We start from the raw sequence: 17213 nt of genomic DNA, 5'->3' as shown, positions 1-17213 counted from the left end.
CCCGGCTGGCCGTACCAGGTTCAGTCCAGAAAACAGGGGAGATGGGGCGCCATCTCCCCTTTTTCTTTGTCCAAACAGGAGGACTGAACATGCAAGGCGAATTGTTGAGGGCAGACCAATCACGGTCTCCCCGGGAAGACCAGCGGTCTCCCATAGAACGGCTGAGGCCGGAACGGTTAAGGACCGATTGCCCTGTCTTGTTATCGGAAAGGCTCGTCATGCGCGCGCCCCACGAGGAAGACATCGACGCCCTTGCCCATCTCGCCAACAACGCCAAAGTCGCCACCATGGTATCGCGTATGCCGCACCCCTATACCGCCAATGATGCCGCCGACTTTGTTTGGCGTACGCGAAATGGCGAGATTGGTAAGTGCGTCTATGCCATCACCAAAGCCGAAAACGGCGCCTTTATCGGCTGCTGCGGCGTGGAACCGCATACCGACGGCAAGACCGTCGAGATCGGTTACTGGCTGGGTGAGCCCTATTGGAACCAGGGCTATACGACCGAGGCCTGCCATGCCCTGGTCGATATGGTGTTCAGGACCCGTCAGGACGTCGACCAGATCGACGCCCGCTGCCGGGTGATGAACGTCGCCTCGCGGCGCGTCATCCAGAAGTGCGGCTTCCAGTTCCAGGGCTCGGGGCTTGCCGCCTCGCTGGCGCTCGGCAGCAACGTGCCTGTGGAATGGTACAGGCTCGACCGCAAGACCTGGATGTCGCTGAGAAGCTGGGGGAACATCGCATGAGCACGACCGCGCTGCAAAGGCCGGACACCAGGCCGATGATGCCCGGCCCCGCGCCTGTCATCTCGACGGCCCGGCTGACGCTCCGCCCGCACAGGCTGAGCGATGCGCCTGCGATCGCGGAATCGCTTTCCGATTTCGCGATCACGCGTATGCTGTCCCGTGTTCCCGCGCCCTTCGACCGGCAGGATGCGCTGGACTGGCTGATGCCGGTCACCTCGGGCACCCTGCCCGACTGGCCCCTGGCGATAACAGGTCAGGACGATGTCCATATCGGCAACGTCTCGATCGAGCTGCGCCACGGCCGCTGGCACCTCGGCTACTGGCTGAACCGCTACTACTGGCGGCGCGGCTATATGAGCGAGGCGGTGGCGGCGATCATCGAGCGCTTCTCGCGCCGCATGCCGGAGACGCCGATCCATTCCGGCGTCTTCGCCGACAACCCGGCGTCGCTGCGGCTGCAGGAAAAGCTCGGGTTCCGCATGACGGGTTGCGGCGAAATCTATTGTTTCGCCCGCAACACCATGGTGTCGCACATCGAAACCGTGCTGCAGCCGGGTATGCTGCAGCGGCGGAAGGTGGCTTAATCAAAAAGGAGACGCCGCCGCCGGCGGCGGCGTCTCCGTCAATTTTCGATCTCGACCCAGAGCGGGAAATGATCGGAGCCGACGGATTGCGTGTCGATCCGGGCGGATTTCAACCGGCTCACGAGGCCGCAACTGACAAAGCAATAATCGAGATGCATGCGTTTGCCGTGATCCTCGGGATCCATCCAGCTGTAGCTCTCGGGGCGATAAGCTTCGAGCGCCGCAAAGGCGTCGACCGGCGTGCCGATCCTGGCGACGCGGCCGTAATATCCGCCGGCAGCGCCGGCAAGCGCGCAATATTCCGGCGATTCCGGCTCCATGTTGAAATCACCCAGAATGACGTAATCCTCCGGCAGCGGCGGCTCCGGCAGATCGAATTCGGCCGCCCCCGTCAGCGACCCGCCCTCCTGGACGAAAGCATTGATATGCGCGTTCAAAAATTGCAGCTGGCGGATGCGTTCGTCGGGCGAAACGTGGTCGAGATGGACGGAATAGACGCGGATCGCGTCCCCGGGCGCTGTGATGACCGCCTCGGTCGCGCCGCGCTGCGGGTTGATCTTGCCGAGCGTCCGGCTGCGCGGCAGAAGCAGCGTCCGGGTCGAGACGATCGGCCAGCGCGACAGCACCATATTGCCGAACTGAAAACGCGTGCCGGGTGCCGGCGCGGACTTGCCTTGATCAGCCTCGACATGCAGGTCGCAGGCCGGCCCATACACCCAGAAATAGTCGGGAAAGAGGGCGGCAATACCGGCGACCATGTCGGCAAAACCGTTGCGCGAGAAGCCGCGGGTCACCTCCTGCAGCGCGATGATGTCGGCGCCTTCGAGGCTCCGGGCAATGCGCGGGAGATCGTATCTGCCGTCGAGACCGAAGCCGTACTGTATGTTATAGCTCGCAAAATTCACGATAATCTTTGACCTCCGTCGGAACCGCCTATATCGAATGGGCCAAGACGGGCCGTCCAACTGCCACCGGATACTGGAAGTAAAATGAAATTTCTCGACGAAGCAAAGGTCTATATCCGATCCGGAGACGGCGGCGGCGGCAGCGTTTCCTTCCGGCGCGAGAAATTCATCGAGTTCGGCGGCCCCGATGGCGGTGACGGCGGACGCGGTGGCGATGTCTGGGTGGAGACCGTCAACGGCCTCAATACGCTGATCGATTTCCGCTACCAGCAGCATTTCAAGGCGACGATCGGCACCCATGGCATGGGCAGGAACCGCACCGGCGCCAATGGCAGCGACGTGACGCTCAAGGTCCCTGTCGGCACCCAGATCTTCGAGGAAGACCGGGAAACGCTGATCTGCGACCTCACCGTCGAGGGCCAGCGCTACTGCCTCGCCCATGGCGGCAATGGCGGCTTCGGCAACGCCCATTTTAAGACCTCGACCAACCAGGCGCCGGATTGGGCCAATCCCGGCCTGCCCGGCGAGGAAAAGACCATCTGGCTGCGCCTGAAGCTGATTGCCGATGCCGGCCTCGTCGGCCTGCCCAATGCCGGCAAATCGACCTTCCTGGCATCCGTCACCCGCGCTCGGCCGAAAATCGCCAACTATCCCTTCACCACGCTGCATCCCAATCTCGGCGTCGCCTCCATCGACGAACGGGAATTCATTCTGGCCGACATTCCCGGCCTGATCGAAGGCGCCCATGAAGGTGTCGGCATCGGCGACCGGTTCCTCGGCCATGTCGAGCGCACCCGCGTGCTGCTCCATCTCGTCTCCGCCCAGGAGGAAAAGGTCGGCAAAGCCTATAAGACGGTCAAGCACGAGCTCGAAGCCTATGGCAACGATCTCACCGACAAGCCGGAGATCGTGGCGCTGTCGCAGATCGACGTGCTCGACGAGGCCGAGTTGAAAAAGAAGACGAAGGAACTGGCCAAGGCCTGCGGCAAGACGCCGTTCCAGATTTCGGCCGTCACCGGCAAGGGCATGACCGAAGTCCTGCGGGCGCTGCGCGATATCATCGTCGAAGAAAATGCCGAGGAAAAGCCGGCCAAGGTGCCGAAGCTCAGGCATCGCGACATGATCGTCTCCGAAGAGGACACGGGCGAGGATGGGGCCGATGACCAACCGTAAGCCGCTTGGCCGCTACCGCCGCATCGTCATCAAGATCGGCTCGGCCCTCCTCGTCGACCGCAAGGCCGGGCTGAAAAAGGCCTGGCTCGACGCCATGTGCGCCGACATATCAGGACTGAAGGCCAAGGGGATCGATGTGCTCGTCGTTTCCTCGGGCGCCATCGCGCTCGGCCGCTCGGTGCTCGACCTGCCTTCCGGCGCGCTGAAGCTCGAGGAAAGCCAGGCGGCCGCCGCCGTCGGCCAGATCGCGCTCGCGCGTGCCTGGTCGGAAAGCCTGTCGCGCGACGAAATCGTCGCCGGCCAGATCCTGCTGACCCTCGGCGATACCGAAGAGCGCCGCCGCTATCTCAATGCGCGCGCCACCATCAACCAGCTTTTGAAAATCGGCGCCGTGCCGATCATCAACGAAAACGACACGGTCGCGACCAGCGAAATCCGCTATGGCGACAATGATCGCCTCGCGGCCCGCGTCGCGACGATGACCGGCGCCGATCTGCTCATCCTTCTCTCCGACATCGACGGCCTTTATACCGCGCCGCCGCATCTCGATCCGAATGCGGCCTTCCTGGAGACGATCGCCGAAATCACCCCTGACATCGAAGCGATGGCCGGGGGTGCGGCTTCCGAGCTTTCACGCGGCGGCATGCGCACCAAGATCGATGCCGGCAAGATCGCCACGACATCGGGCTGCGCCATGATCATCGCCTCCGGCAAGACCGACAGCCCGCTGTCGGCAATCGAGAACGGCGCCCGCTCCTCCTGGTTCGCACCCTCGGGCACGCCGGTGACCGCCCGCAAGATCTGGATCGCCGGACAGCTGCAGCCGGCCGGCGAACTGCATGTCGATGACGGCGCCGTCGTCGCCCTCGGGGCCGGCAAGAGCCTGCTTCCCGCCGGCGTTCGCAGCGTTTCCGGCCTGTTCAGCCGTGGCGATACGGTAGCGATCGTCGGCCCTGAAGGCCGCGAGATCGCCCGCGGGCTTGCCAGCTACGATGCCGAGGACGCCCGCCGAATCGCCGGCCGCAAGTCGGCCGAGATCGAGGCCATCCTCGGTTATGCCGGCCGCGCCGCCATGGTCCATCGCGACGACATGGTGATGACCACACAGATCAGACAGAAATTGGAAAGGCAGAAGAAGGACGCGGCCCATGCCTGATACCGTTGCGCTAAGCCCTGACATTGACGCGCTGATGAACGACATCGGCCGCAAGGCGAAGGCTGCCGCACGACCGTTGGGCTTCGCATCCACCGAGGCGAAGAACCGCGCCTTGCACGCCATGGCCGATGCCATCCTGGCCAACAGCGCCCATATTCTTGCCGAGAATGCCAAAGACCTGAAGGACATCGAAGGCAGCGAGACGCTTGCCTCCTTCGTCGACCGGCTGACGCTGAACGACAAGCGCATCGCCGAAATGGCCGAGGGAATCCGCGCCATCGCCGCCCTTGCCGATCCGGTCGGCGAAGTCATCGCCGCCTGGGACCGGCCGAACGGCCTGAAGATCGAGCGCGTCCGCACGCCGCTCGGGGTCATCGGCGTCATCTTCGAAAGCCGGCCGAATGTCACGGCGGATGCCGGCGCCCTCTGCCTCAAGGCCGGCAATGCCGTCATCCTGCGCTGCGGCTCGGATTCGCGTCGTTCATCGCAGGCTATCCATGCCTGCCTCGTCGACGGCCTGAAGGCGGCAGGACTTCCAGAGCATGCTATCCAGCTCGTTCCGGTCACCGACCGCGCCGCCGTCGGCGCCATGCTGCGCGGCCTGGACGGCGCGATCGACGTCATCGTGCCGCGTGGCGGCAAAAGCCTGGTGGCCCGGGTGCAGAGCGAGGCCCGCGTGCCGGTCTTTGCCCATCTCGAAGGCCTTTGCCACATCTATGTCGATGCCTCCGCCGATATCGAGATGGCGAAGCAGATCGTCGTCAATGCCAAGATGCGCCGCACCGGCATTTGCGGCGCGGCCGAAACCCTGCTTGTCGACGGTGCCGCGATCGGCACACATCTGACGCCGCTGCTCGAGGTCCTCACCGAAGCCGGCTGCGAGATCCGTGGCTCCGCGACGGTGCTGAAGGTCGCCCCCGGCATCAAGCCGGCGACCGAGGAGGACTGGACGACCGAATATCTCGACGCGATCATTTCGGTCGCCGTCGTCGACGGCATATCGGGCGCCATCGCCCATATTCAGACCTATTCGTCGAACCACACCGAGGCAGTGATCGCCGAAGACCCCGCCGTCGTCGAGCGTTTCTTCACCGAGGTCGATTCGGCGATCCTGCTGCACAATGCCTCGACGCAATTTGCCGATGGCGGCGAGTTCGGCATGGGCGCGGAGATCGGCATCGCCACCGGCAAGATGCATGCGCGCGGCCCCGTCGGCGTCGAGCAGCTCACCTCCTTCAAATACCGGGTGCGCGGTGCCGGACAGACCCGACCTTGACGTGACGACGGAAAATCTGGATCGGCGCTACCTCCGCATGCCGCACAGCGAACGCGGCATGGTCATCGGCCTGTTCGGCGGTTCGTTCAATCCGCCGCATCAGGGCCACGCGCTTGTTGCCGAGATCGCCATCAAGCGGCTCGGCCTCGACCAGCTCTGGTGGATGGTGACCCCGGGCAATCCGCTGAAGAGCCGCAACCAGCTCGCACCGCTTACCGAACGCATTGCCGAAAGCGAGCGTGTCGCCGCCGATCCGCGCATCAAGGTCACCGCCTTCGAACAGGCGCTCGGCGTCAGCTACACCGCCAATACGCTGGCCCGCATCAAGGCCCGCAATCCGCATGTGCATTTCATCTGGATCATGGGCGCCGACAGCCTGCAGACCTTTCACAAATGGCAGAAGTGGCAGGAGATTGCCCGCACCTTCCCGATCGCCGTGATCGACCGGCCTGGCGCGACACTCTCCTATCTCTCCTCGAAGATGACGCGGACCTTCGATTTCGCCCGCATCGACGAGGACGACGCGCGCGTCCTCTGGAAGAAACCGGCACCGGCCTGGACCTTCATCCACGGACCGCGGTCCGGCCTGAGCTCGACGGCAATCCGCAACGGCGCGTTGCCGGGCGCAGTCAAATAGGCTGATTTTCAAGGAAATCCCAAAAACGAGAAAGCCCGACGGGGGAGGATCCGTCGGGCTTATGAACTCGATCGACAACTGGGAGGAGGAGTGTTGTCGATCCTGTCGAACGGCTTATGGGAGGAGGAGAAAGCCGTTTCGATGAGTGTGTTGTACCATATTCCTGAGGAAGTTGAATATCGATTTGTGCAATGCAGCAATGCTGGCGATGCAACACTGAAGGCGAGAGGCTTCGACTGCTGCCGATTTTATCGGCAAGGCGGACGAAAATGGGCATTGTCCCGGCGGGTCTTGTGGTTTGTCGTCGGCTTTCCCAGGCGTATCAGTACCGCCAAATCTCCTGTTCTCAGAACAGCCATGCGCTTCATGAACACGTGGATCTTCATCGCCAATCGATAGGGTTATATTTCCTTAGATATATCCCTAGCCAAAACCGCAGTGTCGTTATATTCGTCAAAATATTTCGAAGCCTGGGATAGAATCATGCAGAACCGCCGCCAATGGATGAAACTGGCAACCGCCGCGATCGCGGCTCTCTGGCTTGGCGCGGCCGTGCTGCCGACACCGGCAGAAGCCGCTGAAAAGCTGACCGTCTTTGCCGCAGCGAGCCTCAAGGACGCGCTCGATGCCGCCAATGCCGCCTGGGCCAACGAGAACGGCAAGGAAGTCGTCGCCTCCTATGCGGCAAGCGGCGCGCTCGCCAAACAGATCGAAAACGCGGCCCCTGCCGATATCTTCATCTCGGCCGACCTCGACTGGATGGATTACGTCGCCAAGAAGAACCTGATCAAGGCCGACAGCCGCACCAACCTGCTTGGAAACCGGATCGTGCTCGTTGCCGAAAAGGACAAGGCTAAACCGGTCGAGATCAAGCAAGGCTTCGATCTTGCCACTCTACTCGGTGACGGCAAGCTGGCCATGGGTGAGCCGAAATCGGTTCCGGCCGGCAAATACGCCATGGCCGCGCTCGAAAAGCTCGGCGTTTGGACATCGGTCGAAACCAAGGTCGCCGGCGCCGAAAGCGTACGCGCCGCCCTTGCCCTCGTCTCCCGCGGCGAGGCGCCCTATGGCATCGTCTACCAGACCGACGCAACGGCCGATAAGGGTGTCGCCATCGTCGGCACCTTCCCGGCCGATTCCCACCCGCCGATCATCTATCCGGTCGCCATTCTTGCCGAGAGCAAGAACCCGGATGCAACGGCCTATCTCGACTTCCTGAAATCCGACAAGGCAGCCGGCTTCTTCACGGCGCAGGGATTTACTGTCTTGAAATGATGGGCTGAATTGATTGCGGAATCGATGGTGACAGCTTAGCGTTAAGCTGCCCCTCACCCTAACCCTCTCCCCGTAAACGGGGCGAGGGGACGTGCCCAGCGAAACGTTGGCGAGGGACGGAAGGGTTGCGGCTGCTCCCCTTCGCCCCGCAAGCGGGGAGAAGGTGCCGGCAGGCGGATGAGGGGCAATCGGGTGACACCGGATTTTCCAGGGAGACAACTGCGTTTGGATATGTTCGGCCTGAGCGATGAAGAATGGACGGCGATCCTGCTCAGCCTGCGCGTCTCGGTGGTCGCCATGCTGGCGAGCCTGCCCCTCGGCATCATGGTCGCTTTGCTGCTTGCCCGCGGCCGTTTCTGGGGCAAGTCGGTGCTGAACGGCATTGTTCACCTGCCGCTGATCCTGCCCCCCGTCGTCACCGGTTTTCTTCTCCTCATCCTCTTCGGCCGCCGTGGCCCGATCGGCAGCCTGCTCGACCAGTATTTCGGCATCGTCTTTTCCTTCCGCTGGACGGGTGCGGCACTCGCCTGCGCCGTCATGGCCTTTCCGCTGATGGTGCGCAGCATCCGCCTGTCGATCGAGGCGGTCGACCGCAAGCTCGAGGAGGCCGCCGGAACGCTGGGGGCCGGCCCGATCCTGGTCTTTCTGACGGTGACGCTGCCACTGACCCTGCCCGGCATCATCACCGGCATGATCCTTTCCTTCGCCAAGGCGATGGGCGAATTCGGCGCAACGATCACCTTCGTCTCCAACATTCCCGGCGAGACCCAGACCTTGTCGTCCGCCATCTACACCTTTACCCAGGTGCCCGGCGGCGATGCCGGCGCGCTGCGCCTGACGCTGGTCGCCGTCATCATTTCCATGACCGCCCTGCTCGCCTCCGAGTTCCTCGCGCGTTTCGCCGGCCGAAGGATTGATCCGGAATGACGTTGATCGTCGAGGCAAAACACAGGCTCGGCGCCTTTCTTCTCGACGCCGCCTTCACATCCGAAGGCGGCGTGACCGCGCTGTTCGGACGCTCCGGCTCCGGCAAGACCTCACTGATCCGCATCATCGCCGGCCTCACCCGTCCGGACGAGGGCCGCGTTATCCTTGACGGCGAAACCCTGACCGAAACCAAAGCCGGCCGCTTCGTTCCGAAACACCGCCGTCATTTCGGTTATGTCTTCCAGGAGGCGCGGCTGTTCCCGCATCTCAGCGTCCGCGCCAATCTTTCCTACGGCCGCTGGTTCGCGCCAAGACCTGCACGCGGCGAGAGCTTCGATCACGTCGTCGACCTGCTCGGCATCGAGACGCTGCTGGATCGCAGCCCCGCCAAACTTTCCGGCGGCGAGAAGCAGCGGGTCGCGATCGGCCGCGCCCTTCTCTGCTCGCCCCGGCTGCTGTTGATGGACGAGCCGCTGGCCGCCCTCGACGAGGCGCGCAAGGCAGAGATCCTGCCCTATCTCGAGCGATTGCGGGATCAGACCGAAATCCCGATCGTCTATGTCAGCCATTCGATCGCCGAGGTGGCGCAGCTCGCAAACAAAGTGGTGGTCATGCGCGATGGCAGGGTGGAGGCGGTTGGCCCGGCCGTCGACATTTTGAGCCGCGCCTCTGCCGCCTTCGACCGGAAAGAGGCGGGGGCGCTGCTGCAAGGCATCGTCGAAAGCTTCGACGCGCGTCATCATCTCTCGACCGTCGCCCTCAAATCCGGCCGGCTGCATATTCCCGGCGCGGCACTCGCGCCCGGCAGTCCGGTCCGTATCCGCATCCCGTCGCGCGACGTCATGCTGGCGACGGCAAGACCGGAGGGGCTCAGTGCCCTCAACATTGTCGAAGGCAGGATCGAACAGTTATTTCAGGATACGGACGGAACGGTTGAAATCCGGCTCGACTGCGGCGGCGATAGCATCCTCTCGCGCGTCACCGCGCTCTCCTGCGAGCGCCTCGACCTTCGACCCGGCAAGACCGTCTTCGCCGTCATCAAGACGGTTGCCCTAGAACAGGATGATTTTAGGCCTAGTCGGCCTAAAATCTGAATCCTGTTCTAAATTAAAGGTTTAGAGCATGATGTCGTCCGAAAACCGCTCACACTTTTCGGCATCATGCTCTAGAGGCTTAGCCGTGCCCATCCCGCCGCGGGTTGCGCTTTGCCTCGAGCCAGGCAAGGTCCTCGGCAAGGCTCGCTTGCAAAATGCTTTCCATCCGGCGAAACCGCGCCAGCAGTTGCTCGCCGAACGGCGTCAGCGCCGCACCGCCGCCCTTCTGGCCGCCGCGTTGTGATTCCACCACCTGTTCGCAGAACATCCGGTTCATCTCGCTGACCAGCAGCCATGCGCGGCGATAGGACATATCCATCGCCCGCCCGGCTGCGGAGATCGATCCGGTCGCGCGGATGTGCTCCAGCAGCTCCATCTTGCCGCGTCCGAGCCGATCCTCATCCGGGAAGCTGATTCGCAAGATGGGAACGAGTGTTTTTGCGGCCGGATCGGTCATTCGAATCTGCAGATGGTGGAATTTCCGGCACTTTACGCTGCGCCCTGGAAACTGTACACCGCCCGGACAAGCAGCGAGGGCAGCAATATAGTTCAATTCGGTCGCCAGATCGGATTTTCCGCCGCTCCGTACGTTAGCACGTCTTGAAACATTAATGGTTTGATGCCTATCTTAACCATGATCCGGTCGTGATCGGATCTCGTGTTGTGCATGGCTTGTCATTCCAGGAAAGGGAAAGCACTGACAACAGTACACGCCAAGGGAAAAACGCTCGCCGTTCTCCCGAAGAGCGCAGAACGTGGCGCCGATGCCGCTGCCCGCGCCCTAGAAGCCGTCCTCGCCAGCCTCGAGGACTCCAAAGCCGAAGATATCGTCACCATCGACATTGCCGGAAAATCGGCGCTGGGAGACTACATGATCGTCGTCTCCGGCCGCTCGAACAGGCATGTCATGGCGATCTCGGACCACCTGCTCACCGATCTCAAGGACGAAGGCTTCGGTACGGCCCGCGTCGAAGGTCAGGAGGGCGGCGACTGGATCCTGATCGACACCGGTGACATTATCGTGCATGTGTTCCGTCCTGAAATCCGAGAGTTCTACAACATCGAAAAGATGTGGGCGGCTCCCGATATGGATGAAGAAACACGGCACTGACAGGCGGTCCGGCATTCTGACCGGCGCCTGAGACGTGGCATTGACTGGCTGGGAAACATCGTGAGCCGGCCGGTGGGCGCGCTTCGTGCGTCGCAAATGCCTCATGAGCGGGAGCGGGTGAATGCGCGTTGGTCTTTTTGCGGTGGGACGGCTGAAATCCGGCCCCGAAAAGGATCTTGCGGCCCGTTATTTTGATCGTTTCGCCAAGGCCGGCCCTGCGGTCGGCCTCGAACTTGCCCGTATCGCCGAGGTTGCCGAAAGCCGCGCTTCCAATGCGGAGACCCGCAAACGCGAGGAGGCGGCGATGCTGTTGAAATCGCTTGCCGAAGGCAGCGTCCTTATTCTTCTCGACGAACGCGGCAAGGCGCTCGACAGCGAAGCCTTCGCAAATCTGCTCGGCGCCTATCGCGACCAGGGCAAACGCGAGCTGATGATCGCAATCGGCGGCGCCGACGGCCTCGATCCCGCGCTCTACGATCGCGCCGACGCCACGCTCTGCCTGGGCAAAATGACCTGGCCGCACCAGCTCGTCCGCACGCTGATCGCCGAGCAGCTCTATCGCGCCGTCACCATCCTGTCCGGCCATCCCTATCACCGCGTCTGAAATGTTCCACGTGGAACTCAAGTCTTTGACGATGCGTCGCATTGTCACGCAGCCGTGTTTCGCGTGGCCGGCCGTTCGCTTGCAAACTTTCTGGCAAAGCGTGCCAAATCAGCTTAGTCTCCGCGCGATTTTGAGAGAGTGCCCCGACACGCATGACGACGACACCAACCAGGCGACACCGCGTGATTCTGCCGGCACTTGCGGCCGGTTTTGGTGCCGCCGTCATCATCGTGTCCGCAAACACCTTCACCGTCCGGGCCCAGGAAGCCGCGCCGGAGGCGGCACAATCTGCAGCCCAGCCGCCGGCAGCCGAGCCGCCGCCGCCCGATCCGGCCGCTGAACTTGCCGCCAAACGCGATCAGACCCGCACCGAGCTCGAAACCCTGTCGAAATCAATCAGCCTTTCCTCGGACAAGGTAAGTGAACTCCAGCAAAGCATCGCCAATCTGGAAAAAAGCACGCAGAGCATCCGCCAGGCGCTGATCGATTCCGCCGCCCGCCGCAAGGGCCTCGAGAAGCAGATCCTCGAAAGCGAGAAGAAGCTGGCCGATCTCGGCGTCAAAGAGGATGGCATCCGCCGTTCGCTGCACGAGCGCCGCGGCTTGCTGGCCGAGGTATTGGCCGCACTCCAGCGCATGGGCCGCAACCCGCCTCCGGCTTTGCTGGTCACTCCCGATGACGCGCTCGCTTCCGTGCGCAGCGCCATCCTGCTCGGCGCCGTCGTGCCCGGCATCCGCAAGGAAACCGACAAGCTCGCCGCAGATCTTGCAAGCCTCGCCGCGCTGCAGACGGCAAGTGCGGCCGAGAAGGCCGGCCTGACGGCGACGATGACCGATAGCATCGAGGAAGAGCGGCGCATGGACCTGCTGCTTGCCGAAAACGACAAGCTCAGCCGCAGCAGCGCCGCCGAACTACAGGCCGAAAGGAAACGTTCGGAGGAGCTGGCGGGCAAGGCGACCAGCCTCGAAGGCCTCGTCGCCTCCATGGAATCCGAGATCGCTTCGGTGCGCGACGCGGCTGCCGCCGCCCGCCAGGCCGAGGAGAACCGCAAGCTCCTGACGGACGAGCAGCGGGCTCAGGCCAAGGCTCTGGCCGAGAGCGGCGTGCCCGATAAAAACCGCATTGCGCCCGCATATCCCTTCGGAGAATTGAAGGCCAAATTGGAGCTGCCGGTGGCAGGCGATATCCTGCGCCAGTTCGGCGATGCCGACGGCACCGGCCACGAAGCCATGGGCATGACGGTCGCCACCAACCCGGAGACAGTGGTGACTGCGCCTGCGGACGGCCTGGTGGTTTTCGCCGGCGCTTTCCGCAGTTACGGCCAGATGATCATTCTCGACGCGGGCGATGGATATCATCTGGTTCTCTCGGGAATGGATACGATCAATACCCGTCAGGGAAAGTTCGTTTTCTCCGGCGAGCCGCTCGCCGTGATGGGAGCGAAAAGAGTGGCAAGCGCAACTGCATTGGCGCTGGAAACGGACCGGCCAACGCTTTACATTGAATTTCGAAAAGACGGTAAACCGGTCGATTCCCGACCGTGGTGGACCGCCAAGGACACTGGAAAGGCACGCAATGATTCGTAGGGCTTCTCTTGTTCTGGTCGGCGCATTGATGGGTGCGACCGCGATGAGCGTCATTTACTCGGCAGGTGTGCCGGCAGAAGCGGCCGGATCCTCTACATACAAGGAACTCTCGGTATTTGGCGATGTCTTCGAACGTGTGCGTGCGCAGTACGTCACGCCGCCGGCCGAAGACAAGCTGATCGAGAATGCCATCAACGGCATGCTTTCCTCGCTCGATCCGCATTCGAGCTATATGAATGCGAAGGACGCCGAGGACATGCGCACCCAGACCAAGGGTGAGTTCGGCGGCCTCGGCATCGAAGTCACGATGGAAGACGAGCTCGTCAAGGTCATCACCCCGATCGACGATACGCCCGCCGCCAAGGCCGGCGTTCTCGCCGGCGACTACATCTCCGAGATCGACGGACAGTCCGTGCGCGGCCTGAAGCTGGAAGACGCGGTCGAGAAGATGCGTGGCGCCGTCAACACGCCGATCAAGCTGACGCTGATCCGCAAGGGCGCCGACAAGCCGATCGAGCTGACGATCGTCCGTGACGTCGTCGCCGTCCAGGCGGTCAAATCGCGCGTCGAGGACGATGTCGGTTACCTCCGCATCATCTCCTTCACCGAGAAGACCTATCCCGACATGGAAAAGGCGATCAAGAAGATCAAGGACACCGTTCCGGCCGACAAGCTGAAGGGTTACGTCCTCGACCTGCGCCTCAACCCGGGCGGCCTGCTCGACCAGGCGATCAATGTCTCCGACGCGCTGCTACAGCGCGGCGAGGTCGTCTCGACCCGCGGCCGCAATCCGGATGAAACCCGCCGCTTCAACGCCGGCCCGGGCGACCTGACCGACGGCAAGCCGGTCATCGTGCTGATCAACGGCGGTTCGGCCTCCGCATCGGAAATCGTTGCCGGCGCGCTTCAGGATCTGCGCCGCGCCACCGTTCTCGGCACCCGTTCCTTCGGCAAGGGTTCCGTCCAGACGATTATCCCGCTTGGCGAGAACGGCGCGCTGCGCTTGACCACGGCACTTTACTACACACCGTCGGGCCGCTCGATCCAGGGCACCGGCATCACGCCTGACATCAAGGTCGAAGAGCCGCTGCCGGAAGAACTGCAGGGCAAGATGGTGACCGAAGGCGAATCCAGCCTGCGCGGCCACATCAAGGGCCAGAGCGAAACCGATGAAGGTTCGGGCTCCGTTGCCTACGTGCCGCCGGATCCGAAGGATGACGTTCAGCTGAACTACGCGCTCGACCTTCTGCGCGGCAAGAAGACCGATCCGGCCTTCCCGCCGAACCCTGACAAGGCCGTCGTCGCCAAGTAATCGATCGTCGCAAGGCCGGGCACTCGCCCGGCCTTGACCCTTTATGCTGTTTCCCGGTTTTGGAGCGGGCGAGAAAATTGGGAACGGACCTGCATGCGCCTTTGGGGCGCAACCGCAAAACCGCCAGCCGGCGTCCTGGCGTGCTGCGCCTCGGCCGCATTGCAGCCAGCCTGTGCCTTTTCGCGATAGGCGGCTTTTCTCTCTATACCGCCTTTCGGGGCGACGGGCTGGAGCGCGCCAAACCGCCGGCGGCCGAACAGGCCGCAACCCAAGCGTCCGGCAAACCGCCAACGACCGCTGCCGACCAGGCGGTGGACGGAATGCCCCGCGCCGATCCACGCTCGGGCGCCAATGTCGAACAGATGATCACCGGCGATGGCTCCGTCGTCACCAAATACAGTCCCCGCCCGCGCGACGGCAGCGGGCCGGTGCTGGTCGATGCCATGCAGATCGGCCAGGATCCGCGCATGGCAGCCCAGCCCAATGAAGCGCTGCTCGAAGACACCGCGTTTGGCAGGCTGCCGATCGTCGGCCCCGACGGCCGGCGGCCGATGGACCAATATGCCCGCCCCTCATCCGGCGCACGCGGGATCCGCATTGCCATCGTCGTCAGCGGCCTTGGGCTCAGCCAGACGGGGACGCAGCGCGCCATCGCCGAATTGCCGGAGGAAATCACCCTCGCCTTTGCCGCAAGCGGCAACAGCCTGCAGCGCTGGATGCAGGAAGCCCGCCGCGGCGGCCACGAGATTCTTCTGCAGGTCCCGCTCGAGCCATTTGATTATCCGGCCAATGATCCCGGTCCGGAGACCCTGCTGACCTCGAAGCCGGTGGCCCGCAACATCGAGAACCTGCACAAGGCGATGGGTGAGATCACCAATTACACCGGCATCATGAACTATCTCGGCGGCCGTTTCCTCTCCGACCCCGCCGCCATGGAACCTGTCATGCGTGATATCGGCAAACGCGGCCTGCTCTTCCTCGACGACGGCACGTCGGCACAGTCGAAAACGGCGACGGTCGCCAAGGGCACCGAACTGCCTTATGCCTTTGCCGACCTGCAGCTCGACGGCCAGGTCGATATCAGCGCCATCCTGAAGAAGCTCGACGAGCTCGAACGCATCGCCCGCAAGAATGGCCAGGCGATCGGCATCGCCTCGGCTTTCGACGAAAGCGTCGACGCCATCGCCAAATGGAGCGAGGAAGCGTCCATGCGCGGCATCGAGATCGTCGGCGTCGCGGCGCTTTCCAACGACCCGAGAAGCCCCTGAGATAATTCCTGAACGGAGAAGAAGATGAGCCAGGCGACCGTGAAAGCCGAGGATCTGCCCTACCGTCCCTGCGTCGGCGTCATGATCCTGAACCGCGATGGCCTGGTCTGGGCCGGGCGACGGATCCCCGACGGCAATTCCGAATATGACGGCTCCCCGCAGCTGTGGCAGATGCCCCAGGGTGGCATCGACAAGGGCGAGGATCCCTTGGACGCCGCCTATCGTGAGCTCTATGAGGAAACCGGGATCAGAACGGTGACCCTGCTTGCCGAAGCAAGAGATTGGATCAACTATGATCTGCCGCCGGCGCTGATCGGCATCGGACTGAAAGGGAAATTCCGCGGCCAGACACAGCGCTGGTTCGCCTTCCGCTTCGAGGGCGACGAAAGCGAGATCGCCATCAACCCGCCGCCGGGCGGCCATGAGCCGGAATTCGACGCCTGGGAATGGAAGCCGATGCAGGAGCTGCCCGGTCTGATCGTCCCCTTCAAGCGCGCCGTCTATGACCAAGTGATCGCCGAGTTCCGGCATCTGGCAGCGCTGCAGGCCGAAGACTGAGCGCCCGTTTGCGGCTCGCAGGTGTGAGATGCCGGCCGCGCGGAGCGGCCGGCGTTCCTATCCGAATTATTCGGCTTCGTTGGCGGAATCGGCGTTGAGCTGGCCGTATTTGCTCTCACCGATTTTCTCGAGCAGATCGATCTGCGTTTCGAGGAAGTCGATATGGCCTTCCTCATCCGCCAGCAGTTCTTCGAAAAGTTTCATGGAAACGTAGTCGCCGGCCTCGTGACAGATATCACGCGACTTCTTGTAGGCCGTGCGGGCGTCATATTCGCCGGCAAGATCGGCTTCCAGCACTTCCTTGACGTTCTGGCCGATGCGCAGAGGCGCCAGTGTCTGCAGGTTGGGATGGCCTTCGAGGAAGATGATGCGCGCGACAAGCCTGTCGGCATGGTGCATCTCTTCGATGGATTCGGCACGCTCCTTCTTGGCGAGCTTGGTGTAGCCCCAGTCCTCGAGAAGCCGATAATGAACCCAATATTGATTGACCGCGCCGAGCTCGAGGAACAGTGCCTCGTTAAGCCGCTCGATGACCTTTTTGTCGCCTTTCAATGTCCGCTCTCCTGTTTTCCTCATGGAATTGTTTCAAGCGTGACATGAAATCAAATATTTCGGTCTCCGTCGAGTGGCGACGGGCGTGATATTCCTCGGTCGTCTGGATAATGATATCGACCACATTGGGGAAGCAGCCGCAGCAACGGCCGCGTTTTTCCATCGCGTGGTAGACCTTCGCAGGCACGATAAGCTGCCAACAGTCTTCGTCGAGAAGGTTGGTGATAACCTCCCGGATTTCCTTGTCGGTTATATAATTGCAGCTGCAGACAAGCACGTCTTCATTTCCAAACATGACACTGACTATCGTGTTTTCTGCTAAAGAAGATGGTGGCTGTCAAGAAAAAATTCGAGTCCGGCCCCATCGGGCAGCAGCGATGGGCAACGCTTGTTGCAGATTATCTAAATTATGGGGGCGATTCCGGGCGGTAACGCCCACACACAATGAA

Annotated in this window: 19 protein-coding genes and 1 pseudogene; 16 read left to right on the top strand and 4 right to left on the bottom strand. The window is 62.5% G+C overall.

The features are described from left to right. The first annotated feature begins 89 nt into the window (after positions 1-89). On the top strand, positions 90-746 hold the full coding sequence (locus CO671_RS10260; RefSeq protein ID WP_038692019.1) for a GNAT family protein: 657 nt from the start codon (positions 90-92) through the stop codon (positions 744-746). Beyond that, a complete protein-coding gene (locus tag CO671_RS10255) occupies positions 743-1330 on the top strand; it encodes a GNAT family N-acetyltransferase (RefSeq protein WP_097605834.1) in 588 nt (195 codons plus the stop codon). Before CO671_RS10260 ends, CO671_RS10255 begins: the two co-directional genes overlap by 4 nt. A 38-nt stretch (positions 1331-1368) precedes the next feature. On the opposite strand, the gene CO671_RS10250 is transcribed toward CO671_RS10255, so the two are convergent. Beyond that, positions 1369-2235, bottom strand: coding sequence for an endonuclease/exonuclease/phosphatase family protein (locus CO671_RS10250; protein WP_097605833.1), 867 nt, complete (start codon positions 2233-2235; stop codon positions 1369-1371). Positions 2236-2319: 84 nt separating this feature from the next. Here CO671_RS10250 and obgE point away from each other — a divergent pair, with 84 nt between their 5' ends. The 8 genes from obgE (at position 2320) to modC (ending at position 9773) form a co-directional block, all read left to right on the top strand. Beyond that, positions 2320-3408, top strand: a complete 1089-nt coding sequence (gene obgE / locus CO671_RS10245; protein WP_097605832.1) for a GTPase ObgE — start codon at positions 2320-2322, stop codon at positions 3406-3408. Next, complete coding sequence (gene proB, locus CO671_RS10240; protein WP_097605990.1) at positions 3395-4564, top strand: glutamate 5-kinase; 1170 nt, start codon at positions 3395-3397, stop codon at positions 4562-4564. The genes obgE and proB overlap by 14 nt, the downstream gene beginning before the upstream one ends. Next, a complete protein-coding gene (locus CO671_RS10235) occupies positions 4557-5840 on the top strand; it encodes a glutamate-5-semialdehyde dehydrogenase (RefSeq protein WP_097605831.1) in 1284 nt (427 codons plus the stop codon). Before proB ends, CO671_RS10235 begins: the two co-directional genes overlap by 8 nt. A gap of 37 nt (positions 5841-5877) precedes the next feature. Continuing rightward, positions 5878-6477, top strand: a complete 600-nt coding sequence (locus CO671_RS10230; RefSeq protein ID WP_245423742.1) for a nicotinate-nucleotide adenylyltransferase — start codon at positions 5878-5880, stop codon at positions 6475-6477. Between the two features lie 93 nt (positions 6478-6570). Then, the gene (locus CO671_RS33340) at positions 6571-6876 is read left to right on the top strand and encodes a hypothetical protein (protein WP_141514461.1); all 306 of its coding nucleotides are present in this window, start codon (positions 6571-6573) and stop codon (positions 6874-6876) included. An 84-nt stretch (positions 6877-6960) separates the two neighbouring features. Beyond that, positions 6961-7752, top strand: coding sequence for a molybdate ABC transporter substrate-binding protein (gene modA, locus CO671_RS10225; RefSeq protein WP_097605829.1), 792 nt, complete (start codon positions 6961-6963; stop codon positions 7750-7752). A gap of 225 nt (positions 7753-7977) precedes the next feature. Continuing rightward, positions 7978-8679, top strand: a complete 702-nt coding sequence (modB, locus tag CO671_RS10220) for a molybdate ABC transporter permease subunit (protein WP_010031297.1) — start codon at positions 7978-7980, stop codon at positions 8677-8679. Further along, complete coding sequence (gene modC / locus CO671_RS10215) at positions 8676-9773, top strand: molybdenum ABC transporter ATP-binding protein (protein WP_097605827.1); 1098 nt, start codon at positions 8676-8678, stop codon at positions 9771-9773. Before modB ends, modC begins: the two co-directional genes overlap by 4 nt. Positions 9774-9852: 79 nt before the next feature. Here the strand turns inward: modC and CO671_RS10210 are convergent, their stop codons facing one another. Continuing rightward, positions 9853-10230 (bottom strand): winged helix-turn-helix domain-containing protein, encoded by a 378-nt coding sequence (locus tag CO671_RS10210; RefSeq protein WP_010031295.1) that lies wholly within the window; start codon positions 10228-10230, stop codon positions 9853-9855. A 210-nt stretch (positions 10231-10440) separates the two neighbouring features. On the opposite strand from CO671_RS10210, the gene rsfS reads away from it, so the two are divergent. From rsfS to CO671_RS10180, 6 genes are all read left to right on the top strand, one after another. Beyond that, on the top strand, positions 10441-10884 hold the full coding sequence (rsfS, locus tag CO671_RS10205; protein WP_064683947.1) for a ribosome silencing factor: 444 nt from the start codon (positions 10441-10443) through the stop codon (positions 10882-10884). A 121-nt stretch (positions 10885-11005) separates the two neighbouring features. Then, entirely contained in the window at positions 11006-11488 is a 483-nt protein-coding gene (gene rlmH, locus CO671_RS10200) for a 23S rRNA (pseudouridine(1915)-N(3))-methyltransferase RlmH (RefSeq protein ID WP_096769794.1), read from the top strand. Positions 11489-11670: 182 nt separating this feature from the next. Beyond that, on the top strand, positions 11671-13074 hold the full coding sequence (locus CO671_RS10195) for a murein hydrolase activator EnvC (RefSeq protein WP_097605826.1): 1404 nt from the start codon (positions 11671-11673) through the stop codon (positions 13072-13074). Then, positions 13064-14386 (top strand): S41 family peptidase, encoded by a 1323-nt coding sequence (locus tag CO671_RS10190; RefSeq protein WP_003543943.1) that lies wholly within the window; start codon positions 13064-13066, stop codon positions 14384-14386. The genes CO671_RS10195 and CO671_RS10190 overlap by 11 nt, the downstream gene beginning before the upstream one ends. Positions 14387-14463: 77 nt before the next feature. Continuing rightward, on the top strand, positions 14464-15654 hold the full coding sequence (locus CO671_RS10185) for a divergent polysaccharide deacetylase family protein (RefSeq protein ID WP_097605825.1): 1191 nt from the start codon (positions 14464-14466) through the stop codon (positions 15652-15654). Positions 15655-15678: 24 nt separating this feature from the next. Next, on the top strand, positions 15679-16212 hold the full coding sequence (locus CO671_RS10180; RefSeq protein WP_097605824.1) for an RNA pyrophosphohydrolase: 534 nt from the start codon (positions 15679-15681) through the stop codon (positions 16210-16212). Between the two features lie 66 nt (positions 16213-16278). On the opposite strand, the gene bfr is transcribed toward CO671_RS10180, so the two are convergent. Next, positions 16279-16764 carry a bacterioferritin gene (gene bfr, locus CO671_RS10175; protein ID WP_064683952.1) on the bottom strand — a complete coding sequence of 162 codons (486 nt, stop codon included), beginning with the start codon at positions 16762-16764 and terminating at the stop codon, positions 16279-16281. Then, positions 16730-17129 (bottom strand): annotated as a pseudogene (locus tag CO671_RS10170) ((2Fe-2S)-binding protein). Before CO671_RS10170 ends, bfr begins: the two are co-directional and overlap by 35 nt. Positions 17130-17213: the final 84 nt, after the last annotated feature.

Origin of the sequence: Rhizobium sp. M10, assembly GCF_002531955.1 — a bacterium.
Taxonomy (GTDB): domain Bacteria; phylum Pseudomonadota; class Alphaproteobacteria; order Rhizobiales; family Rhizobiaceae; genus Rhizobium; species Rhizobium etli_C.
The sequence above is the reverse complement of the archived record's forward strand: the minus strand, read 5'-3'. Positions and strand labels throughout refer to the sequence as shown.